At 75.2% G+C, this 23,097-nt stretch carries 11 protein-coding genes and 1 pseudogene; all 12 read right to left on the bottom strand.

What is annotated here, in order from left to right:
* Positions 1-16 precede the first annotated feature (16 nt).
* The 12 genes and pseudogenes from ACIBJE_RS20330 to ACIBJE_RS20275 all read right to left on the bottom strand — a co-directional run bounded on the left by ACIBJE_RS20330 (position 17) and on the right by ACIBJE_RS20275 (position 22,889).
* The gene (locus tag ACIBJE_RS20330) at positions 17-1,414 is read right to left on the bottom strand and encodes an MFS transporter (protein WP_396750509.1); all 1,398 of its coding nucleotides are present in this window, start codon (positions 1,412-1,414) and stop codon (positions 17-19) included.
* Positions 1,407-5,891 (bottom strand): amino acid adenylation domain-containing protein, encoded by a 4,485-nt coding sequence (locus ACIBJE_RS20325; RefSeq protein WP_396750507.1) that lies wholly within the window; start codon positions 5,889-5,891, stop codon positions 1,407-1,409. The genes ACIBJE_RS20330 and ACIBJE_RS20325 overlap by 8 nt, the downstream gene beginning before the upstream one ends.
* Positions 5,888-9,274, bottom strand: a complete 3,387-nt coding sequence (locus ACIBJE_RS20320) for an amino acid adenylation domain-containing protein (protein ID WP_396750505.1) — start codon at positions 9,272-9,274, stop codon at positions 5,888-5,890. The genes ACIBJE_RS20325 and ACIBJE_RS20320 overlap by 4 nt, the downstream gene beginning before the upstream one ends.
* Entirely contained in the window at positions 9,274-10,005 is a 732-nt protein-coding gene (locus tag ACIBJE_RS20315; RefSeq protein ID WP_396750503.1) for a DUF6875 domain-containing protein, read from the bottom strand. Before ACIBJE_RS20315 ends, ACIBJE_RS20320 begins: the two co-directional genes overlap by 1 nt.
* Entirely contained in the window at positions 9,999-11,369 is a 1,371-nt protein-coding gene (locus ACIBJE_RS20310) for an FAD-dependent oxidoreductase (RefSeq protein WP_396750501.1), read from the bottom strand. The genes ACIBJE_RS20315 and ACIBJE_RS20310 overlap by 7 nt, the downstream gene beginning before the upstream one ends.
* The gene (locus ACIBJE_RS20305) at positions 11,366-14,617 is read right to left on the bottom strand and encodes an amino acid adenylation domain-containing protein (RefSeq protein ID WP_396750499.1); all 3,252 of its coding nucleotides are present in this window, start codon (positions 14,615-14,617) and stop codon (positions 11,366-11,368) included. The genes ACIBJE_RS20310 and ACIBJE_RS20305 overlap by 4 nt, the downstream gene beginning before the upstream one ends.
* Entirely contained in the window at positions 14,614-19,260 is a 4,647-nt protein-coding gene (locus tag ACIBJE_RS20300; protein WP_396750726.1) for an amino acid adenylation domain-containing protein, read from the bottom strand. The genes ACIBJE_RS20305 and ACIBJE_RS20300 overlap by 4 nt, the downstream gene beginning before the upstream one ends.
* A 54-nt stretch (positions 19,261-19,314) precedes the next feature.
* A pseudogene (locus ACIBJE_RS20295) lies at positions 19,315-20,553 on the bottom strand (condensation domain-containing protein); the annotation flags it as partial.
* A 470-nt stretch (positions 20,554-21,023) separates the two neighbouring features.
* Positions 21,024-21,233: an MbtH family protein gene (locus ACIBJE_RS20290; protein WP_396750497.1), complete on the bottom strand. Its 210-nt coding sequence runs from the start codon at positions 21,231-21,233 to the stop codon at positions 21,024-21,026.
* Between the two features lie 331 nt (positions 21,234-21,564).
* Complete coding sequence (locus ACIBJE_RS20285; RefSeq protein ID WP_396750495.1) at positions 21,565-21,831, bottom strand: potassium transporter TrkA; 267 nt, start codon at positions 21,829-21,831, stop codon at positions 21,565-21,567.
* A 284-nt stretch (positions 21,832-22,115) separates the two neighbouring features.
* Positions 22,116-22,322, bottom strand: a complete 207-nt coding sequence (locus ACIBJE_RS20280; protein ID WP_396750493.1) for a hypothetical protein — start codon at positions 22,320-22,322, stop codon at positions 22,116-22,118.
* A 243-nt stretch (positions 22,323-22,565) separates the two neighbouring features.
* Positions 22,566-22,889 (bottom strand): TraR/DksA family transcriptional regulator, encoded by a 324-nt coding sequence (locus ACIBJE_RS20275; RefSeq protein WP_396750491.1) that lies wholly within the window; start codon positions 22,887-22,889, stop codon positions 22,566-22,568.
* Positions 22,890-23,097: the final 208 nt, after the last annotated feature.

Raw genomic sequence — 23,097 nt, 5'->3', positions numbered from 1 at the left:
GAATGCAGGGACAGGGTCAGCGGTTCGCGGGGACGGTCTCGGGGCCGGCGGCACCGTCGGCGGAGCCGGCACGGTCGACGGGGTCGGCATCGGGGCCGACCGGTTCGGCCGGATCGTCGGGGAGGGCGTCGGGCAGGTCGTCGACGCCGCGCAGCGCCGGCCACGCCCACGCGGACCCGGCGAGGAGCACCATCAACGCCCCGGTGACCGCGAAGACCAGCGCGACGCCCCGGCCGTCGCCGGTGCCGATCACCGAGCCGACCGAGCCGGCGAGCGCCCCGTCCGCGCGCAGCAGCGGCTCGACCCCGTCGGCGATCGGCCCGGCCAGCACGTACGCGAACGGGATGCTGGCGTCGCCGATCACCCGGGCGGTGGCGAGCACCCGGCCGAGCACGGCCGGCTCGGTCTTGGTCTGGATCAGGGTCATGGTGGAGCTGTTCACGATCGGCAGGGTGAACAGGAACAGCGGGGCGACCACGCCGATCAGCCACACGGACGGGGCCGCCGCGTGCAGCACCAGCGCCACCCCGCCGATCGCGAGTCCACCGCACACGGCGGTCACCCGCCGGGTCGGCCCGCCCCACGCACCCATCAGCAGGCTGCCGGCGAAGAGTCCGGCCCCGCCGGCGAACATCAGCACGCCGAGGGTGTCCGCCGAGGTGAACGAGAGGATCAGCGGCTGGACCAGCACCCCGGCGATGCCGAAGAGGAAGTTGAAGGCCCCGAAGACCAGCATGAGCCGGAGCAGGCCCGGGCGCTGCCGCAGGTGGTGCCAGCCGGCGGCGGCCCCGCGCAGCACCGGCTCGTCGGTGGCGCCTCTCCCGGCCGGGCGGGTCACCTCGGCGGGCAGCCGGACCAGCAGCAGGGTGCCGGCCGCGACGACGAAGGTGGCCAGGTCGACGGCCATGACCCCGCCGACCCCGATGGTCACCACCAGCACCCCGGCGACCAGCGGCGCGGCGATCTGCACCGCCCGGGAGACCTGCATCAGCCCGTTGAACCGGCCGAGGTGCCGCTTGCCGACCAGTGCCGGGGTCATCGCCTGGTAGGCGACCTGGTGCACGGTGGACGCCCCGGCGCTGAGCACCGTCGCCAGGTAGATGTGCCACACCTGGAGCGCGTCGGCCGCGACCAGCGCGGCGAGCGCGGCGGTGCCCACCGCGGCGAGGGTGTCGCTGGCGAGCATCAACCGGCGGCGGTCCCGGCGGTCGGCGAGGGCTCCGGCGAACGGCGCCACCAGCACCGCCGGCAGGGTGGCGGCCAGGAAGATCATCGAGAACTGGGTGACCGAGCCGGTGCGCTGGTAGACCCAGACGCCGAGGACGAACGCGGTCAGGCTCGACCCGATCAGCGAGACGAGCTGGCCGAGCCAGATGGCCACCCAGCGGTGGTACGGCAGCGTACGGTCAGCCACGGGTCCTCCCCGGCGAGTCGAGGAACCCGGCGGCGACGAACGCCGCCAGGTAGGTGTGCAGCAGGTGCGCGTCCGCCGCCGGGCAGGTGATGCCGGCCGCCGCGAGGGCGTTCTCGGTGGCGGTGCAGTCGAAGTCCGGTTGGGTGCGTACCGGGGTGCCCGCGCCGAACAGCGGGGTGAACCGGGCGAGGGCGACGTCCGGCCGGGCCAGCAGCGCCGCCCGCCAACGCGGGTACGGCACCAGCTCCACCGGATGGCCGAAGTCGGTGATCGCCTCGGCGAGAGCGGCGTAGGTGATGGTGCGGTTGTTGTAGTAGTGGTGGTCGCCGGTGGACCCGGTCCGGGTCAGGTGGCCGATGCCGGCCCCCACGTAGTCCACCGGGGCGAGGTCGGCGGGGTCGTCGATGTCCGGTACGGCACCGAGCTGCACGCAGGTCTTCAGCAGCCGGCTGAAGAAGTCGTCGACGTTGCCCACCCCGGTACGGGCGTCGCCGGTGATCCGGGCGGGCCGGTGCACGCTGACCGGCAGGCCCCGGTCACGGGCGGCGCGGACCAGCGCGTCGGCGACCCACTTGCTGGCGTTGTAGCCGTCGTACAGGCCGTCGCAGTCGTCCGGCACGTCCCCCTCGTACACCAGGGTGCGGATGCGCGACGGGGTGACGAAGACCCCGAGGGTGGAGACGAAGTGCACCGCGCTGGGGCGGGCGGTGGTGGCGAGCCGGAGCACTTCCAGGGTGCCGTCCACGTTGGCCGGACGCAGCACCGGGTACGGCTGCACGAAGTTGACCACGCCGCCGTTGTGGACGACCGCGTCGAGCCGTTCGCCGAGCTCGGCGAAGGCCACCCCGGTCAGCCCGAGCCGGGGTGCGCCGAGGTCCCCGGGGACGCCCACGAGGCGGTCGGCGTACTCCGGTCGCCAGAGGCCGTACCGGTGCAGGTTGGCGCGGACCCGGTCGACGGCGGCGGCCGGTGTGTCGGCGCGGACCAGGCAGTGCGCGGTGGCCCGGGTGTGGGTGAGCCAGTCGGCGAGCAGGTACGCGCCGAGGAACCCGGTGGCCCCGGTGAACAGCACCTGCTCCGGCACCGCCGGGACGGTGCCGGCCGGCACGGGCAGGTCGTCGGCGCGGCGGGCCTCGGCGCGCAGCAGGTCGCCGTGGTCGGCCGGGGTCGGCCCGTCGCCGTCGAGGACGGCGGCGAGCCCGGCCAGGTCGGCGGCCTCGAACAGCGCCCGCAGCGGCAGGTCCGCGCCGAGGGCGGCCCGGATCCGGGTGACCACGGTGGCCGCGAGCAGCGAGTGTCCACCGAGGTCGAAGAAGTTGTCCCGGCGGCCGACCGGTCCGGTGCCGAGCAGGTCGACCCAGATCTCCGCGAGGGTCTTCTCGGTCGGGGTGGCCGGTGGTTCGTGCGCGGGCCGGTCGGTGGCGTCGTCGGGGGCCGGCAGGGCGGCCAGGTCCAGCTTGCCGTGCCGGTTGGTGGGCAGCTCCGGCACCCGGACGAAGGCCGCCGGGATCAGGTGCTCCGGCATCCGCCGCCGTAGCGCGGCGCGCGCCGCCGCGCCGTCCGGGGCGTCCGCGTCGCCGACGAGGTACGCGACCAGCCGGGAACCGGTGGCGGCGTGGTCGACCACCACGGCGGCCCGGCCCACCCCGGGCAGGGTCGCGCAGGCCGCCTCCACCTCGCCGACCTCGACCCGGTACCCACGGATCTTGACCTGCCGGTCGGTGCGTCCGAGGAACTCCAGCGTGCCGTCGGCGCGGTGCCGGGCCAGGTCGCCGGTGCGGTAGAGCCGGGCCCCGGACGCGTACGGGTCGGGCACGAAGCGGGTGGCGGTCTCGGCGGGTCGACCGAGGTAGCCCCGGGCCGGCGCGGTGCCGCCGACGTACACCTCGCCGGGCAGGCCGATCGGCACCGGCCGCAGGTCGGCGTCGAGGACGTGGACCCGCACGTTCGGCACCGGACGGCCGATCGGCAGCCGGGTCAGGCCGGGCAGTTCCGCCCCGTCGACGGTGGCGTAGGTGGTGGCGCAGACGGTCGCCTCGGTCGGACCGTAGTGGTTGTACATGGTCACCCGGCCGTCGGTGAGTCGGGCCCACCGGCGGACGGTGTCCAGGTCGACGGCCTCCCCGCCGACCATCATGGCGCGCAGCGGCCCGGCGTCGACCGGCCCGGACCGGGCGGCCAGGTCGTCCACCCAGCGTGCCCAGAGCGGCGCGGCGGTGTCGACCAGGGTGATCCCGTGGGTGCGGCACAGCTCGGCCAGGCCGGGACCGGTGATCGCTGCCGGCTGCCGGTGCACCACCAGCGCCGCCCCGCTGGCCAGGGCCGGGAAGAGGTCGCCGACGGAGGCGTCGAAGCTGAGCGGGGGCAGCATGAGCAGCCGGTCGCCGGGGCCGATCCGGTGCAGGTCGGCGAAGGCCAGCGCCAGGTTGACGGCGGTGCGGTGGCCGACCGTCACGCCCTTCGGCGTGCCGGTGGAGCCGGAGGTGTGGATGACGTAGGCGAGCTGGTCGGGGTGGACCGGTGTGGGCACCCCGTCGGCCGGCTCGGCACCGTCGCACCCGTCGGTGGGGTGACCGTCGGCGTCGACGACGAGCAGCGTGCCGGGGTACGGCCGGTCGTCGGGATCGTCGGGGTCCGGCGGGGCGGTCAACGTCCGGGCGAGGTCGGCGTCGGTGAGGCAGACCGTGGTGCCGGCGGCGGTGAGCAGGCCGCGCAACCGGACCGGCGGGTGGCCCGGGTCCAACGGCAGGTAGCCGCCGCCGGCCGTGAGGATCGCCAGGATGCCGGTCAGCGCGGCGGCTCCCGCCGGCAGGGCCAGCCCGACCGGCTGGTCCGGCCGGACGCCGAGGTCGCGCAGTCGGGCGGCGAGCCGGTCGGCGTCCGCGACCAGCCGGCCGTAGGTCAGCGGCGGCCGGGCCGGGGCGTCCGGGCTGACGTCCAGCAGCGCGGGCGCTTCCGGGTCGAGCGCCGCGCGGGCCCGGACCAGGTCGTGCAGGCCACCCGTCGGGTACGCCCGGTCGGTGGCGTTCCACCGGGCCAGGTCCCGCCGTTCGGCCGGACCGGTCAGGTCGAGGTCGGCGAGCCGGCGCTCCGGTTCGGTGGCCAGCGCCCACAGCACGGCGGTGAAACGGTCGACGAGACGCGCGACGGTCACCTCGTCGAACAGGTCGGTGTTGTAGTCGACCAGACCGGCCAGGCCGGAGCCGGCGGCGCGCACCGCCACGGTCAGGTCCAGGCGGGAGGTCTCCCGGACCACCGGGACCGGCCGGACGGTGAGATCACCGCTCGGGCCCTCCGGTCCGCCCTGGTTGACCACCAGCATCACCTGGTACAGCGGGTTGCGGCTCAGATCGCGGGGCAGCCGGGCGGTCTCGACGATCCGCTCGAACGGCAGCTCGGCGTGGGCCAGCGACTCCACGCAGGTGGCCCGGACCCGGGTCACCACCTCGGCCAGTGTCGGGTCGCCGGACAGGTCGGTCCGCAGCGGCAGGGTGTTGACCAGCAGGCCGACGATGTCCTGCTGGGCCGCGTCGGCGCGCAGCGTCACCGGAGAGCCGACGCAGACGTCGTCGGTGCCGCCGATCCGGGCCAGCAGCACCTGGAGCCCGGCGAGCAGCACCATGAAACGGGTGCAGCCGGTGCGCCCGCCCAGCGCGTCGAGGGCGGCGGTCAGGTCGTCGGCGACGGTGAAGCCGTGGGTGCGTCCGGCGAAGGTCTGGGTGGCCGGTCGGGGCCGGTCGGTGGGCAGGTCGAGCAGGCCGGAAGAGCCCTTGAGGCGGGTGGCCCAGAACTCCCGCGCCCGGTCCGCGACGCCGCCGGCCAGCCGCTCGCGCTGCCACAGGACGTGGTCGGGGAACTGGGCGACCGGGCCGGGAGCGGTGCCGGTGCCGGTGCGGTGCCGGCGGTGTCCGTCGAGCAGTCCGGTCAGGACGATGTCGACGGACCGTTCGTCGGCGACGATGTGGTGCAGGCTGACCACCAGCAGGTGCTCGTCGCGGTCCAGCCGACCGAGCCGGACCCGCAGCAGGGGCGCGCGGCCGAGGTCGAAGGGGGTCTCGGTCTCCTGCCGGACGGCGTCGGCGACCGCCGCCTCGCGCTCCGCGACGGACCCGCCGGTCAGGTCCTCGACCACCAGCTCACACCGGGCCGCCGGATCGTCGGCGGGGAGCACCTCCTGCTCGACCTGACCGTCCCGGTCGACGAACCGGGTCCGCAGCGCCTCGTGCGCGGTCACCAGGTCGTCCAGTGCGGCCTGCACCGCCGTCGGCTCCAGCGGCCCGGTGAGCCGCACGGCGTGGCTCATCACGTACGCCGGACTGCCCGGCTGGAGCCGGTCGAGGAACCACATCCCCTCCTGCGTCGGCGACAGCGGCACCGGCGTGCCCGGAGCCCGCCGGGGGATGCCCGCCGGCCGGGTCGCGGTGCCCAGCCCCCGGCGGGCCATCAGCTCCCGGATCAGCCGTTCCCGGTCGGTCATTCCCGGCCCTCCACCAGTGCCCGCAGTTCCTCGTCGGAGAGGCCGGCCATCTCCTGCCGGAAGGCGGCGACGGCGTCGACGTGACCGGGCGCCGGCTCGGCGGCGCGGAGCGCGTCGGCCATCGCGGCGACCGTGGGGGCGGCGAAGAGCAGCGGGATCGGCACCTCCATCTCCACCGCCGCGCCGATCCGGCCCAGCGCCCGCACCCCGAGCAGCGAGTGCCCGCCGAGGCGGAAGAAGTCGTCGTGCACACCGACCGTGTCGACCCGCAGCACCTCCTGCCAGATCTCGGCGACCAGCCGCTCCACCGGATCGCGGGGGGCGACCGGGACGGCGGCGGAGTTGGTCCAGCGGGGAGCGGGCAGCGCCTTCCGGTCGACCTTGCCGCTGTCGGTGAGCGGCAGGGCGGCCAGCGGCACCAGGGTCGCCGGGACCATGTACTCGGGCAGCCGGCGCGCCAGCGCGGGCCGGACCCGGTCCCACAGGGTGTCCGGGTCGGTCCCGGCGGCCGGCACCGCGTACGCGACCAGCCGGACGTCGCCGTCCCCGCCGGTCCAGGCGGTGACCACGGCGTCGGCGACCTCGTCACGGGCCCGCAGCAGGGTCTCGATCTCGCCCGGCTCGATCCGGAAGCCGCGCACCTTGACCTGGTGGTCGGCGCGGCCGAGGTACTCCACCGTGCCGTCCGGCCGGCGCCGGGCCAGGTCGCCGGTGGCGTAGAGGCGGGCGCCGGGCCGGTCGGCGAACGGGTCGGGCACGAACCGGTCGGCGGTGAGGCCGGGCCGGCCGTGGTAGCCCCGGGCCACCCCGGTCCCGCCGACGTACAGTTCGCCGACCACGCCCACCGGCACCGGCTGGAGCGCCCCGTCGAGCAGGTGCAGCCGGGTGTTGGCGATCGGCCCGCCGATGGTGACGGCGGCCGGGGCGGGCGGCACCGGGCCGGCGGACGAGTAGACCGTCGTCTCGGTCGGTCCGTAGCAGTTCCACAGCGACGCCCCGTCGGCGAGGAGCGCGTCGGCGAGGTCCCGGGGCAGCGCCTCGCCGCCGGTGAGCCGCAGCCGCACCGACGGGGGCACCCCACCGGCGGCCAGCAGGAGCCGCCAGGTGGCCGGGGTGGCCTGGAGCACGGTCGCCCCGCTCTCGGCCAGCCGGCGGCGCAGGGCCGGCCCGTCCGCCGTCTCGTCCGCGCCGACCACCAGCAGTGGGACGTCGCACATCAGCGGCAGGAGCAACTCCACCACGGAGATGTCGAACGACCACGTGGTGACCGCCGCGAGCAGGTCACCCGGCCCGAGGTCGAGGTCGGCGCGGAACGAGGTGAGCAGGTTGAGCACAGCCCGGTGCGGAACGGCGACGCCCTTCGGGCGGCCGGTCGAGCCGGAGGTGTAGAGCAGGTACGCCAGCGCGTCCGGGTGCGGGACGACCGCCGGCCCCGGCTGGTCCATGCCAGCGTCGGTCCCGGTGCCGGTTGCCTTCTCGGCGGTGCCAACGGCGTCGGCGTCGGCATTGGTGTCAGCATCGGCATTGGCGTCGCTGTCGGTGTCGCTGTCGAGGAGCAGGACGGTCGGGACCCCGTCCAGCACCCCGGTCAGCCGGTCGGCGACCGCGCGGCTGGTCAGCACCACCCGGGTGCCGGAGTCGGCCAGCATGAAACGCAGCCGGTCCGCCGGCAGGGCGGGATCGAGCGGGAGGTAGCCGGCCCCGGCACGCCATACCCCGAGCACCGCGGCGACCATCCCGACCTCCCGGTCCAGGCAGATGGCGACCGGCGTGTCCGGGCCGACCCCGGCGGCGCGCAGCCGACCGGCGATCCGGCCGGCCCGCCGGTGCAGCTCGGCCCGGTCGAGCCGTCCGTCCGGGCCGGTGACCGCCGGTGGGGCACCGGGGGCCGACGGGCCGGTGGGCAGCAGCTCCAGCACCGAGGAGACCCGGGGCAACGGCCGGTAGGTGGCGTTCCAGTCGACGAGGACCTGCCGCAGTTCCGCACCACCCAGCAGCGGGATCCGGTCCAGGGAACGGTCCGGGTCGGCGACCGCCGCCGCCAGCAGGGTGCACAGGTGCCGGCCGAGCCGGTCCACGGTGGCGACGTCGAACAGCGCGGTGTCGTACTCGAACGCCAGCCGCAGCGCGCCGTCGGCGATCCGCTCCCCGACCAGGGTCAGGTCGAACTTGGCCGAGCCGCTGTCCACCTCCAGCGTGGTGACCGTGCAGCCGGTGAGCCGGAAACCGTCGTACGGCGCGTTCTGGAGGACGAGCTGGGCCTGGAAGACCGGCGCGTGGGACAGGCTGCGGTCCGGCTGCAACTCCTCGACGAGTTTCTCGAACGGCAGCTCGGCGTTGCCGAGGCCGGCGAGGGCGACCTCGCGTACCCGGTCGACCAGCTCCCGCAGCGACGGTGACCCCGCCGTCGACACCCGCAGGGCGACGGTGTTGACGAAGAACCCGATCAGCCCCTCCAGGTCCGGGTGGTCCCGGCCGGCGACCGGGGTGCCGACGACGATGTCGTCCTGCCCGCTGTGCCGGGACAGGACCGCCTGGAACCCGGCGAGCAGGGTCATGAACAGGGTGACCCCGGCCTCCCGGCTGAACTCCTCGACCCGGCGGGTGACCTCCACGGGGAGGGTGAGGTAGTGCGCCGCGCCCCGCTGGGAGCGGCTCGTCGGGCGGGGCCGGTCGGTGGGCAGGGAGAGCAGGGCCGGAGCCCCACGCAGGTGGGCCAGCCAGTGGTCGAGCTGCCCGCGCAGGGTGTCCCCGGCCAGCCGTTCCCGCTGCCAGACGGCGAAGTCGGCGTACTGGGTGGGCAGTTCGGGCAGCTGGGCCGGCTCGCCGGCCAGCGCGGCGGCGTACGCGGTGTCCAACTCCCGGAACAGCACGCTCAGCGACCACGCATCGGAGACGATGTGATGCAGGCAGAGCGACAGGTGGTGCCGGTCGGTGTCGGTCCGGACCACCACCACCCGCAGCAGCGGGCCGGTGGCCAGGTCGAACGGCTGCCGCGCCTGCTCCCACACCAGCCGGGTGGCCTCGGCGTCCCGGTCGGCCGCCGGCAGCCCGGTCAGGTCGACCACGCTCAGGTCCGGCACGCCGGTCGGGTGGACCACCTGCACCGGCTCCCCGCCGGACTCGGCGAAGGTGGTCCGCAGCGCCCCGTGCCGGGCCACGATCGCGGCCAGAGCCGTCCGCAGCGCGTCGACGTCCAGCGGACCGCACACCTGGAACGCCGCCGGGATGTTGTAGACCGGATCGGCGCCGGTGAGACGGTCCAGGAACCACAGCCGACGCTGGCCGAAGGAGGCCGGGTGCCGGCGGGGTGCGCGGGCCCGTTCGGCCAGCAGCCGGGCGAGCAGGGCCCGTTTGTCCGCGGCGGAGTCGGTCGTGCTCATCACACCTCCTGGCTCAGGAGCCGGCGCAGCGGCGGCGGGCCGGCGGGGGCCTCGGGCACGGTGAGGCCGTGCCGGGCGGCCGCCGCGGCGATCTGCTGGCGCAGCGCGCCGGGTGCGCTGTGCGCGAAGTACCGCAGGTACGCCGCACAGGTCACCGCATCGTCGACGAGGAACGGCAGGTCACTGGCGACCATGTGCCGGACCACCAGCATCGGCACCGGGCTGTGCAGGGGTCGGAACTCGGTGTTCCACAGGCCGCCCTTGGCCGGGGGCCCGTCGTGGAACTCGCCGAGCATCAGACCCTGCTCGGTGTACGCCGGCTTGAGCCGCGCCTGGGTGCGGTCCACCGTATCCCGGGCCACGTCGACGGGCAGGTCGGGCAGGGTGAGCAGGATCGTCTTGAACTGGGCGGCCGGCCCGGCCAGCGGCTCCAGCCCGGCGAACCAGTCCCGGTACCCGGCGAGCACCGTGTCCAGCTCGACCGGATCGACGGTGCCGCCCCGGTGCACGGCCAGGTAGAAGGTGTCCCGGTCCAGCGAGCCCTGGGCGTAGGGACAGACCGGTCCCTTGCGGCCCAACTCCGGGTGCGGCTCGCAGAGGTACTCCCGGGCCCAGGCGACGACCGCCCGCAACTGGTCGACTGCCCCGTCGAGCAACGGGTGCGGCGGGTCGGCGGACAGGTCGGCCGCGGTGAACAGGATCTGTCCGGGAAGGAGGGAGTGGGTCAGCACGATGTCCACCGCCCCCCGACCCGGCGCCCGGCGCGGACCCCGGCGGCGAGGGCTACCGCGACGCCCAGGGCGAGACCGGCACCGGCGCCGCGCAGGACACGTTCCTGGCGGCGGGCCCGGGCCAGCGCGTCGGCGTACGGGGTCGTGGTGTGGGCGACCATCGTGTACAGCGGCACCCAGCGCCCCGGCAGCAGTCGGGACAGCACCCGGTCGGCGGCTGCGGAGAGGGTGTATCCGGTCCGGTGCACCCGGTCCCGCAGGTCGACGAAGTTGGCGGTGGACAGGTCGGCCAGCACGTCGGTGTGCGGCTTGCGGGCCGCCTCGTACGCGGCCAGCGCCGCCGCCCGGTCCGTCGGATGGTCGGCGAGGCAGCCGTCGAGGACCAGACAGTCCTCGAAGGCGGAGTTCATGCCCTGGCCGTAGAACGGGTAGACCGCGTGCGCCGCGTCCCCGATCAGCACCACCCGGTCGGCGTGCCGCCACGGGGAGGTGCGGACGGTGACCAGGTGCCCGGTCGGGTGTCCGGCGATCTCGTCGACCAGGTTCGGCATCAGGTCCTCGGCGTCCGGGAAGTGCCAACGGAAGAAGTCGCGCACCGCCGCCGGGGTGTCCAGCGCGGCGAAGCTCACCGGCCCCTCGTGGGCCATGAACAGCGAGCAGGTCAGCGAGCCGTCCCGGTTGGGGTGCGCCACCATCAGGGCCTCGTGGCCGGGCCAGACGTGCAGCGCCTCCAGCCGGACCCGGGGGCGGCCGTCCGGGCCGACCGGGATGGTCAGCTCCTTGTATCCCCAGGGCAGGAACTCCTGGGCGTAGTCGCTGCGCAGCCCGTGCTGCATCTGTTGCCGGACGGTGGAGAACACCCCGTCGGCGCCGACGACCCAGTCCGCGGTGATCCGGGTCGGTTCCCCACCGCCGGTCGGCGCGACCTCGACGGTCGCGGTCTCCCGGTCCAGCCGCAGCAGACGGCTGCCGAAGTGGAACCGGACCCCCGGCTCCGCCTCGGCGGCCTCCACGACCAGCGCGATCAGCTCGTCGCGGAGCACCGAGTGGAGGATCTCGTGTTCCCGCACCCCGTACGGCTGGAAGCGCACCGACCCGTCCGGGGCGTGCACCACCCGGCCGCGCATCGGCACGCTGCGCTTGAGCACGTCGGCGAGGAGACCCACCCCGTCGAGGGCGCGCATGCCCCGGGCGGAAAGGCCGAGGTTGATCGACCGGCCGCCCGCGCCGGGCGGGGCGGTGCGGGGGTCGGGCCGTCGCTCGTGGACGTCGACCGTGTAGCCCCGCCGGGCGAGGTAGAGCGCGGCGAGTGAACCGGCCAGGCCGGCTCCGATGACGACCACCCGTTCCCTGTGCGGGGTCACATGCCCTCCTCGGCGATCAGGGTGTCCAGCAACGCGTCGACCTCGCTGTCGGAGAGGTCGTCGAGCGAGGCGAGCAGGTCCTGCGGGGTTGGCCCGGCGGGACCGATCCGGTCGGTGCCGACGGGGGCCCCACCCCCGGCGGCGACGATGACGGCGAGTTCGGCGATCGTGGGCGCGGCGAAGAGGCTGCGCAGCGCCAACTCGGTGCCGAAGGTGGTGCGGACGCGGGCGATCAGGCGGGTGGCGGTCAGCGAGTGCCCACCGAGGGCGAAGAAGTTGTCGTGCACGCCCACCTCGTCGCGGCCGAGCACGTCCCGCCAGAGCGCGGCGAGCTGCTCCTCGACCGGGTCGCGCGGTGCGGTGGGCCCGTCGCCGCTGGTCTCCCGCCAGGTCGGCTCGGGCAGGGCCCGCCGGTCCCGCTTGCCGCTGGCGGTGCGGGGCAGCGCGTCGAGGACGACCAGGGTCGCCGGCACCATGTACTCGGGCAGTCGGCGGGCCAGCGCGGCACGCACCTGCGGCCAGAGCGACGCGGCGTCGGCACCGGCCGGCTCGGTGACCACGTACGCGGCGAGCCGGACGTCCGCCCCCGTCCCCCAGGTGGTCACCACGGCGTCCCGGACGCCGGGCTGGTCGCGCAGCGCGGCCTCGATCTCGCCCAGTTCGATCCGGAACCCGCGTACCTTGACCTGCTGGTCGGCCCGGCCGAGGTATTCGATCCGCCCGTCGGGCAGCCGCCGCGCCAGGTCTCCGGTGGCGTAGAGCCGCCCGCCGGGGCGGTCGCCGAACGGGTCGGGCCGGAACCGGTCGGCGGTCGGCCCCGGCCGGCCGTGGTAGCCCCGGGCCACCCCGGCACCGCCGATGTGGATCTCACCGACCACTCCGTCGGGCACCGGCTCGCCAGCCGCGTCGAGCAGGTGGATGCGGGTGTTCGCGCAGGGTCGGCCCAGGTCGACCGGGCCGTTGGCATCGACCGGACCGGCCGAGGAGTAGATCGTGGTCTCCGACGGCCCGTACCCGTTGAGCACCCGCGCCCCGTCGGCGCGCAGCCGGTCGGCCAGGTCGCGGGTGAGCGCCTCGCCGCCGCTGATCCGCAGCCGCACCCCGGCCGGTACGCCCCGCGCGGCGACCAGCATCCGCCAGGTCGCCGGGGTGCCCTGGAGCACGGTGACGCCCCGGTCGGTGAGGGCGGCGTGCAGGGCGGTGGCGTCGAGCGCGGTGTCCGCGTCGAGCATCTCGATCCGGGCACCGGCCAGCAGCGGGAGCACCAACTCCACCACGGAGATGTCGAACGCCGGGGTGGTGATGGCGGCGACCCGGTCGGCGGGGGTCAGATCGAGCAGCCGGTGGAACCCGACGAGCAGGTTGACCACCGCGCCGTGGGTGACCGCGACGCCCTTGGGGCGGCCGGTGGAACCGGAGGTGTAGAGCAGGTAGGCCAACGCGTCCGGGTGACCGGCGACCGGCGGCGGGTCGGTGGGGAGGCCGGTCGGGTCGAGCTGGTCGAGGCGGAGCACGACCGGCGCGGTGGTGCCGGCGGCGGCCACCGCCCCGGCGGCGGGGTCGGCACCGGTGGCGTCGGTCAGCACCACCGGCGGGGCGGCGTCGGCCAGCATGGTGGCGAGGCGGTCGGTCGGCAGCCCCGGGTCGAGGGGCAGGTAGCCGGCGCCGGCCCGCCAGACGCCGAGAACCGCCGCGACCAGGTCGGTGCCCCGACCGAGGCAGAGCCCGACCGGGGTGTCCGGGCCGACGCCGTGGCGGCGCAGCAGGTGGGCGATCCGGTTGGCGCGCACGGCGAGGTCCCGGTGGCTGAGCGCGCCGTCCGGGCCGGCGACCGCGACGGCGTCACCGACGGCGGGCGGGTACCGGTCGAGCAGCTCACCGGCCGTCGCCACCGGGGGCAGCGGCAGGTCGGTGTCGTTGCCGGCGCGCAGGAGCCGCTCCCGCTCTCCCGCGTCGAGCATCGGCAGCTCGCCGACGGGGGTGTCGGGCCGGTCCAGAGCGACGTCGAGGAGGGTGAGGTACCGGTCGGCGAGGCGGGCGACGCGGGTGGGGTCGTAGAGGTCGGTGCGGTAGGTGATTCGGCCGGTCAGGCCGTCCGGACGGTCCTCGACGGTAAGCGTCAGGTCGAACTTGACCGTGCCGTTCTCCCACAGGCGTGGGGTGAGCCGCAGGCCGGCCGAGGTGTCCGGGGCCGGCGGTTCGTCGAGGGCGAACATCACCTGCACCACGGGCGCGTGGGCGAGGCTGCGGCTCGGGGCCAGCCGGTCCACGATCCGGTCGAAGGGGACGTCCTGGCGGGACTGGACGGCGGTGGCGGAGGCCCGGGCCTGGGCGAGCACCCCGGCGAAGTCCGGCCGGTCGGTGAACCGGGCCCGCAGCGCGAGGGTGTTGGCGAAGAAGCCCACCACGTCCCGGGTCTCCGGCCGGGTCCGACCGGCCACCGGCACCGCCACCAGCAGGTCGTCGGCGCCGGTGAGCCGGTGCAGCAGCACCTGGAAGCCGGCCAGCAGCCGGGTGAACAGGGTGCCGTCCCGGCCGGCGCGCAGCCGGGCGGCCAGCGCGTCGGGGAAGGCGAACCGGACCTCACCGCCGGCGTCGGACTGTTCGGCCGGGCGGGGCCGGTCGGTGGGCAGTTCCAGCAGGGTCGGCGCGCCGGTCAGCTCGGCGTGCCAGAAGTCCAGGTCGGCGTCGAAGGCACCCTGTTCGTCCTGCTCACGTTGCCAGACGGCGAAGTCGGCGTACTGCACCGGCGGCGGGGGCAGGTCGGGTCGGGTGCCGGCGGCCAGGGCGGCGTACCCGGCGGCGAGTTCGCGGAAGAGGACCCCGAACGACCATCCGTCGGCCACGCCGTGGTGCACCACGACGGTGAGCACGTGCGCCTCGGCGGCCCGGCGGATCAGCCCGAACCGGGCCAGCGGGCCGGTCGCCAGGTCGAAGGGTTCCCGGGCGGCGGCGTCCACCAGGTCGGTCCAGTGCTCGCCGCCGTCCACGACCGGCAGCCGTACCGGCGCGGCCGGGCCGACCACCTGGGCGGGTTCCCCGTCGACGGCGGTGAAGTGGGTGCGCAGCGCCTCGTGTCGCTCCACCAGCCAACTCAGGGTGGCCTCCAGCGCGGCCACGTCGAGCGGGCCGTGCAGTTCGACCGCCCAGGCGATGTGGTAGGTCACCGAGCCCGGGGCCATCTGATCGATCATCCACAGTCGACGTTGGGTGAACGACGACGGCAGGACATAGGTTTCGGTGTTCATAATCCCGCCTGGGTGCGGTGGGGACGGTCCGACCGCCGGTCGGCGGCCGGAGTGCCGGGCACGGTCTTCTCGACCGGGCCGGGGGTGCGCGTGTCGACGGCGACCAGGCGCAGTTCCGCCGTCCGGTGCCGGCCCTGCGCGTCGGTGAGCCAGGCCTGCTCCGGCCCGGGCAGCATCTCGGTGATCCGTACGGTGGCGTCCGGGTCGTGACCCACGGTGCGGCGCACCGCGCGGGCGAAGACGTCCACCGAGGCGAGGCTGGCGAAGTCCAGGTGGAAGGGCTTCTCCTCGACCGGTGTCTTGACGAAGACGTGCCGGGGCAGGGCGTGCTCCCGCTGCCAGCGCCGGACGCGGTGGAACCGCTCGCCCTCGTCGGGCAGCCCGGCGAAGTCCAGCCCCGCGGCGGTGAACCGCCAGCTCTCCCGGGCCAGCACCACCCGGTCGACGGTGATCCGGGGCTGGTGGTCGGCGGATCGCCGGATGTCGAAGCGTTGCACCAGCTGCACCATCAGCGCCTCCCCCAGCACCTCGGTCAGCGGCAGCCGGTGCCGGCCGTCCCGGCTGTGCACGGTCAGCACCCCGTCGACCGGTCCGAGGAGGCAGTCGGCCACCGGCAACGACGTGACCGGATCGAGCCCGCAGCTGTCATGGCCGAAGACCAGGTGCAGGTCCCGGTCGGTGACCAGCTTGTCGGTCAGCCGGGACGACGCGCCGCCCTCCTCCCCCGAGGCGGCCAGGGTGATCCGGCCGTACGGCAGGTCGGCGGCCATCGCGGCACGTAGTTCCTCGGGAACGGGGTGCTGGGCGACGAACAGCGCCGAACGCAGGGTGTTCACGCCCGGGTGCACCTCACCGACCACCCAGTGGAAGTCCCCGCGCGCCACCGCCTCCGGGCCGTCGGCGGCGAGCAGCACGTCCGGGCTGTGCTGGTACGCGCCGACCCAGCCGGGGCGGGGTGCGGCGAACGCCTCCGCCACGCGTTCCCGCAGCTCGGCGGAGGCAGCGGTGATCCGGTGGTCGACGGCCTCGGGCAGGATCTTCGCCCACCGGTCCTGGAGTGCGCGCACCACCGGCGCGATCAGCTTCTCCGGCGGGTCGAAGAGCAGGTCGTTGGCCCAGAGCCAGAAGTCGGCGAAGGACACCGTGGCGCTGCCGGTGCGGGCCACCAGCTCCCGGTACCGCTCGACGAAGGCGCGCCGGAACAGTGCCGCCCCGGCGGAGGTGAACCAGCGGGCGCTCTCCAGCAGCAGGCTCAGTGCGGGCCAGCAGGTGGCGACGAGGTCGGTGGAGAGGGTGACCTCGGTGCCGGACCGGCAGTCCTCGTAGACCAGGGTCCGCCCGGCGTAGGTCCGGCCGGCGCGGCGGGTCGGCGCGGTACCGGTGATCGCGGTGAAGCGCTCCTCCAGCGCCTCGACCGCGGCACCGAGCCGGTCGGCGTCCCCGACCGCCGCGGTCACCTCGTCCCGGGCCCGTTCGAGGTCGTCGAGGGCGGCCAGGGCCGGCTCCCGTACCGCCGGGTCGCCGATCGCGGCGAGTCGGGCCCGCAGCGCGCGTTCCGGGAAGAGGTCCTCCTTGGGCACCTCCAGCGACCACGAGATCCGGCGTTCCCGGCGCAGCTCGGCGAGCATCCGGTAGACCTGCTCGAGGGTGGCGATCCCGCTGGCGGGGTCGGCGACCAGCTCGGCGGCGATCTCGCCGGCCGGCCGGATGCCGTCGCAGGCGCGCAGCAGCCGGGCCGTCGCCGCCGGCAGCTCGACCGGTGGGGTCAGCGGCATGTGCAGCTCGTCACCGAGGACGGCCAGGAAGGGCATCCGACGCGGCACCAGCCACGGTCGCAGCCCCGGGTCGCGGGCGGCGAGGGCCTCGGCCACCTCCACCACCGCCCAGTTCTCCAGGTAGACGGTGCGGCGGGCGAGCGGTGAGTCACCGTGGTGGACGGCGAGCGCGGACGGGGCGTCGGTGATCCGGGCCCAGCCGACCGGGCCGAAGAAGCCGATGGTGTCGTTCTTGACGCAGTAGCGCTGGAGGTAGGTGGCGACCAGCGCCTCGTGCTGGCGGTGCCGGGAGTCGCGCCGGTCCCCGGCGGACCGGACCGGGTCGACGCCGGTGCGCAACGCGTGCCGGTTCTGCCAGGTCACCGCCTCCCGGAACAGCGGGTCGGCGGCGGTGGCCCGCAACGCGGCGGTCCGCTCCGCGGCGGCCCGGTCGTACGCGGCCCGGTACCCGACGAGGGCGACGTCCCGGTCGGCGTGGGCGGCGCGGAGCGCCGCGTGGGCGCGGACGAGCGCCCCGCCGTCGACCGACGCGGCACCGGCGGGCAACGGCTCCGGTGGGGTGTCCCGGCGGAGCTGACGGACCGCCCGGTTCCAGCCGGTCCGCTCCCCCGCCGGGCTGGCCGCCCGGACCTGGCGCAGCCGTTCGGCCAGGTCCCGTCGGGCCCCGGTGAGCCGTTCCCCGGCGGCCAGCAGCGCGTCGGCGGCCCGGACCAGGTCCACGTCCCCCAGGGCGGTCAGCGTCTCGACCGGGAATCCGGCAGCGCGCAACCCGACCCAGCGCCACACCGCCCACGGCCCGGGGACCGGGCGGACCAGGTGGGCCGGCCCGGGCGGTACGGTCGGCGCAGGCGCCATGACCGGCCCCGCCACGGACGGGACGATCGGCGGCGGAGGGACCAGCGACACGGACGACACGACGGCGACCTGGCCCTGCGCCGACCGGTACCCGCCCCGATCCCGTCGGACCACTCCCGTGGACGCGACCCGCACACCGGAGGCGCGGTGGGCGACGGCGTCGGCCAACGCGGCGAGGGTGGGCCGCTCGTAGACCAGGCGGACCGGCAGGTCGACGCCGAACCGGTCGGCCACGACGAAGGTGAGCCGGGTGGCCAGCAGCGAGTTCCCGCCGAGGAGGAAGAAGTCGTCGTCGGCCCGGGCCGGTGCGGTGCCGAGCAGGTCGGCCCAGACCTCGGCCAGCCGGAGGTGGGTCGGGTCGGTCAGGTTGGCGGGCGGCCGGACCGGCGGCGGTTCCGGCAGGGGCAGGGCCCGACGGTCGATCTTGCCGTTACGGGTCAGCGGCAGGGCCGGCAGGACCAGGTGAGCGGCCGGGCGCAGGTGGGCGGGAAGCCGCTCGGCGGCGTACCGGGCCAGCTCCTCGGGGCGCGGGGTTCCCCGGCCGGGTCGGGGCGTCAGGTAGGCGAGCAGCCGGCGTCGTTCCCCCTCCCCGTCGACGACCACGGCGGCGTCCCCGACGTCCGGGTGGGTACGCAGCACCGCGGCCACCTCGCCCGGCTCGACCCGGAAGCCCCGGATCTTGACCTGCCCGTCGATACGGCCGAGGAAGTCGAGGGTGCCGTCCGGCCGCCAGCGGACCAGGTCGCCGGTGCGGTACATCCGGGCGCCCCGACGCGGGTCGAACGGGTCGGGCAGGAACGCCGCCGCGGTCGTCCCCGGACGGCCGAGGTAGCCCCGGGCCAGCCCGGCGCCGCCGGTGTACAGCTCGCCGGGCACCCCGACCGGCACCTGACGTCCCTGTGGGTCGAGGACGTAGACCGTTGACCGGGGCACCGGACGGCCGATCGGCACCGGGTCCGGCACGGCCTGCGGGTCCGTCATCGGGTGCACGCAGGTGAAGGTGGTGTTCTCGGTCGGGCCGTACCCGTTGACCAGGGGCGCTCCGCCGCGCACCCGTAGCGCCCGGCGGACCGCCTCGGGGGCGAGCACGTCCCCACCGGCGAGCAGCTGGCCGACCCCGGCGAGACACTCCGGGTCGAACTCGACCAGTTGGTGGAAGAGTCCGGCGGTCAGCCAGAGCACGGAGATCCGTTCCCGACGGAGCAGCCGGGCCAGCTCGGCGAGGTCGGGCGCACCGGCCGGGGCCACCACCAACCGGGCGCCGTTGGCCAGGGCACCCCAGATCTCCAGCGTGGCCGCGTCGAACGCCACGGGAGCGAGGTGCAGCACGGTCTCCTCCGGGCCCAGGCGCAGGTAGCCGGGCTGGTGGACGAGGCGGACCACGGCGGCGTGCGGGACCGCGACCCCCTTGGGGGTGCCGGTGGACCCGGAGGTGAAGCTGACGTAGGCCAGTCCGGACGGGTGCGCCCGCCCGCCCGGCGCCGCACCGCGCCGATCAGCGGCGAAGACCGGGTCGGCGGCGGTGGGCCCGTCGGGGGCAGCCGGCCGGTCGGCGGCGGTGAGCTCGTCGGGGGCGGCCAGCCGGTCGGCGGCGGTGGGCTGGTCCAGGCGGAACAGGCGGGTGGCGCCCGGCACCTCTCCGGTCGCCAGTACCAGCGGATCTCCGGCGACGGTGAGCAGTTGCCGGATCCGGGCGGGCGGGTCGTCCGGATCCAGCGGCAGGTACGCGCCGCCGGCCCTGAGGACGGCGAGGAGTGTGACGACCAGGTCCACCGAGCGGGGCAGGGCCACCGCGACCGGCTCGTCCGGTCGCACTCCGGCCACGACGAGGCGGTCGGCGAGGCGGTCGGCGCGGTGCTCCAGTTCGCGGTAGCTCAGGGTGCTGCCGTCGGCACCGACCAGGGCCACCGCGTCGGGCTGCCGGCGCGCCACGGCGGCGACCAACTCCGGCACGGTGGCGTCGGCCGGGTACTCCCCGACGGGGTCGGTGGCGGTGCGGAAGCCGGCCAGCAGGGCCCGGTCGGTCGGGTCGATCAGGGGCAGCGCGGACACCGGCCGGTCCGGTCCGGTGGCCAGCCCGGTGAGGACGAGCAGGAACTGGCGCAGCATCGCGTCCGCGCCGGCCTCGGTCAGCCGGCGGCGGTCGTGGTACAGGAGCACGGTCAGCGTCGGCTCGCCGTAGACGCAGACGGTGACGGGTGGGCCGGGGTGCCGGTGGACGCGGGCGACCCGGTCACCCCAGTCGGGCACCGACCGGCTCAGCGCGGTCTGGAGGTCCTGGTGCTCGTACATCAGGAGGCTGTCGAAGAGCGGGGTGCTGGCCGGCACGCCGCTCCAGCGCTGGATCTCGCCCAGCGGGGCGAGCTGGTGCGGACGGACCTCGTCGATCTGCCTCCGGACGTCGAGCAGCCAGTCGCGTACCGGCCGGTCCGGCTCGACCCGGATCCGCATCGGCACCGTGTTGATGAGAAGGCCCAGCATCCGCTCGGCACCGTCCACCGTGTCCCGTCGACAGGTGCGGGTGGAGCCGAACACCACGTCGTCGACTCCGGCGTAGCGGTGCAGCAGCACCGACCAGGCCGCGGTGACCAGGGTGCCCAGCGACACGCCGACCGTCCGGGCCGCGGCGACGAGCGCGGCGGTGGTGCCGGCGTCGAGGGACCGGGCCGCCTCGCGGACCGACGACGCGTCGCGGGGTGGGGTGTCCGGACGGCCGGTCAGCGGCAACGGGGTCGGCAGCGGCATCCCGGCGAGCCGGGTGCTCCAGAACCGGCGGTCGGCGTGCAGCGGCCGGCCGGCCGCCCACACCGCGTAGTCACGGAACGGCGGCCGGGACGGGGCCGCGTACGAACGGCCGGCGACGAGCGCGTCGTGCTCGGCGCAGACCTCGTCGAGCAGCATGGACACCGAGCGCCCGTCGAGGATGGCGTGGTGCAGGGTGACCGCCAGGGTGTGCCGTTCCGCCCCGTGCGTGATCAGGGTGACGCGGGCCAGCGGCGCGGTCGAGGAGTCGAAGCCGGCGGCCCGGTCGGCGGCGAGGTAGCGGGCCAGCCGCTCGGCGCGGCCGACGGGCGGCCGGTCGGACCAGTCGTGGTGCACCACGGGCAGGCTCGCCTGCGCACGGACCTCCTGCGCCGGGTCACCGTCACCGGGCCAGACGAAGGCGGTGCGCAGCACCGGATGCCGGGCGGTGGCGTGCTGCCAGGCGGTCCGCATGGCGGTCGGATCCAACGGCACCGGCCAGTCGACGACCACCTGCAGGATGTCGATACCCGAGCCGGGCTGCTGCTCCTGGCTGAAGAGCATGCCCGGCTGCAACGTGACCGTGCCGTACCGGCCGTCGGTGTCTGCGTCGGAGGACATTGCTGGCACCTGCACTCCTTCACATCCGGCGGACCGGACAAAAAACACCCGACAAACCAGAGAGGACCGTCGGGAAAGCGGATTTCAGACGCCCGTTATCCGCCTTGGTCAGCAGGTTTTCCAGCGGCGGCGACGGCAGACAAGAAGCTACGAGGGTGATTCAGGTATGTCAACAGTCACTGTCCGGGGTCCGCCGGTCGCCATCGGACGGACCGCCACTGATCTGCCCGACGGGAGGGGTTTCCCGCATTCCCGCAGGGACCGGAGGGGCTATTCCATATTGGATCAACGCCGGTGGAGGGCGCCTCGACGTGCGGCCACGGGCACGCGGCGGGCCGCCGGTCGACGACCGCCGGCCCGGGGCGTACCGGAGTACCGGTACGCCCCGTCCGGTGGCGGGCCTGTCGGCCGACTCAGTCCCGGGCGGCCAGCCATTCACGCAGGCTGCGTGGACGCATGTCGGTCCAGACCTCGTCGATGTGCGCGAGGCAACTGGCCCGGTCGCCGCCGACGCCCACCGGCCGCCAGCCAACCGGAATGTCCGACCCGTCCGGCCAGATCGAGTACTGCTCCTCGTCGTTGACGACGACCTGGTACCGACGCCGGTCCTCGGATTCTTCCATCGCCACTCTCCCGGTGCGGTGATGCCCACGAATTAGACCGCGACTCTACCGTCCAATACGACCGGTCACAGTTGACCGATCGGCGACGCCGGTTCGGCCGATCGATTGTCGAAAATTGACTGATCGCGCACCGACGTTCGACCGGTAATGCGAACGGCCACGCGACAGAAAGCGTCGCCGCAGTGACGCCGGCATCTCGTACGGTAACCGTTCCGGCATTTGCCCGCCGACCGTCGCGTCGGGCGGTCCGCCGTCGGAGCTGACCGGAGGCGCGCGACGCAACCGGGGTGGACCACACCGGCCACGGTCGTCGTCGACCGCTGGACGCCGATCACGCCTCCCGGCCGGGCTCCCCGGTGGCACACCCGGCACTGGCGCCGGCCACGACGTCGAGGACGCCGAGCAGGCGGGCCAGCGCGATCGCCTCCGCGCGGGTCAGGGTCAGGCTGCAGGCGCTGTCCGGGTCGACGCCGTCGTCGTGTACGAGGTCCCGGCGGCCACCGACGTGGTGGACGACCACCCCGATCCGGCGGCCCTCCCCGGTGGTGAACGAATGCCGAAGCCCGATACCGGGCAGCGGGGTCAGCTCGAGGTCCATGACAGCTCCACAGCGGTGATGACGACAGGGGTGCGCCGGGCGGAGCCCCGCCCAACCAGGCGCATGGGTCGACGCCGACCCGACCGCCGCTTGTCCGGGACGGGGCGAACGGGTCCGGCAGTGGTCGACCCGTCATCCGAGGAGGCGGGCCGCCACAGACCCGACCGGTCCGCCCACGACCCGCTCCACGGGCGCACGGCACCGTCCGCCGGAACCTGCGCCGGTGGCCCGGGTTCCGGCGGAGAAGGTCGGCACGCGGTGCGAGCCGGTCGGGTGGGTGGCGGTCAGGCGCGCGGCGCCAGGACGGGCGGGGCGCGATCCGCGGACCAGGCCGGCACGCAGCCGGGGATGGCCCGCCGGGTCAGCCGGAACACGATGCACAGGCCAACCGACCGGGCGGCACACAGCACCATCACCAGCACAGCCAGCACGGTCAGCGTCGGCAGCGGCTTGCGCTGGGCGACGCCGGTACGGGCCGGCCGGGTCTGCATGGGGCCACCATAGCCGGGCCGGCTCGGCGACAACCATGACAAACCAATGTCAAACCCGTGGCCGGGGCGATGCCCGTGGAACCAGCGTGCCGCCGGCCGGGAACAGGCCGGCCACCACCGCGTCGCCGACCGCTGTCGCGGTGGACCTGGGCAGTGGTTGCGGGCGCGCCTGGGCGACCGAACGGGCGCGAGCGGCACCGGGTGGCGGGGCGTCGGCGCCCCGCCACCCGTGGCGGACCGTGGTCAGTGACCGTGCCTCTGCTGGCACGGCACGCAGAACCGAGCGTGCGGCAGTGCCTGCAGGCGCTCGACGGGGATCGCCCCGCCGCACTTCTCGCACACCTCGTAGCGCCCCTCGGCGATCCGTCGCAGCGCGCCGGTGATCTGCTCCAGGCTCTGTCGGGTGGCCGCCACCAGGGCCGCCTGGGTGTGGGCCTGCTGCGGGTCGCCGGTGTCCGCGGTCAGTTGGGTCAGCCTGGCGCTCTGCTCCTCGAACTGGGAGACCAGCGTGGCGTGCACCTTGGTCAGCCAGTGCGGCTGGGTCGTGCCGGAAGTCTGGATGCTCATGTCGATGCCCTCTTGTCCGGGTAAAAGAAAAGGGCCGAAGCGGTATGCCGCTTCGCCCTGGGGGAGATGACCGTGTGGACCACTGGGTGGTCATCTCCGGGAGGGCCACGACCGGCCGGCACCGGGCTCGGCAGCCCGCAGCGACCCGCTGCGGGCGGGCAGGTGACACCGACGCTCCGCCCCGCTCCCCCGCGCAGCGCCGTACGCG

The organism is Micromonospora sp. NPDC050187, from assembly GCF_044459745.1.
Lineage (GTDB): Bacteria > Actinomycetota > Actinomycetes > Mycobacteriales > Micromonosporaceae > Micromonospora.
Note: the sequence above shows the minus strand (reverse complement) of the source record. Positions and strands in the feature narration are given on the sequence as shown.

Bases quoted from the DNA above. Each gene is read 5' to 3' on its own strand.
- ACIBJE_RS20305 (WP_396750499.1), bottom strand. From the start codon at position 14,617: ATGAACACCGAAACCTATGTCCTGCCGTCGTCGTTCACCCAACGTCGA.
- ACIBJE_RS20320 (WP_396750505.1), bottom strand. From the start codon at position 9,274: ATGAGCACGACCGACTCCGCCGCGGACAAACGGGCCCTGCTCGCCCGG.
- ACIBJE_RS20325 (WP_396750507.1), bottom strand. From the start codon at position 5,891: ATGACCGACCGGGAACGGCTGATCCGGGAGCTGATGGCCCGCCGGGGG.
- ACIBJE_RS20290 (WP_396750497.1), bottom strand. From the start codon at position 21,233: ATGGAAGAATCCGAGGACCGGCGTCGGTACCAGGTCGTCGTCAACGAC.
- ACIBJE_RS20285 (WP_396750495.1), bottom strand. From the start codon at position 21,831: ATGGACCTCGAGCTGACCCCGCTGCCCGGTATCGGGCTTCGGCATTCG.
- ACIBJE_RS20275 (WP_396750491.1), bottom strand. From the start codon at position 22,889: ATGAGCATCCAGACTTCCGGCACGACCCAGCCGCACTGGCTGACCAAG.
- ACIBJE_RS20280 (WP_396750493.1), bottom strand. From the start codon at position 22,322: ATGCAGACCCGGCCGGCCCGTACCGGCGTCGCCCAGCGCAAGCCGCTG.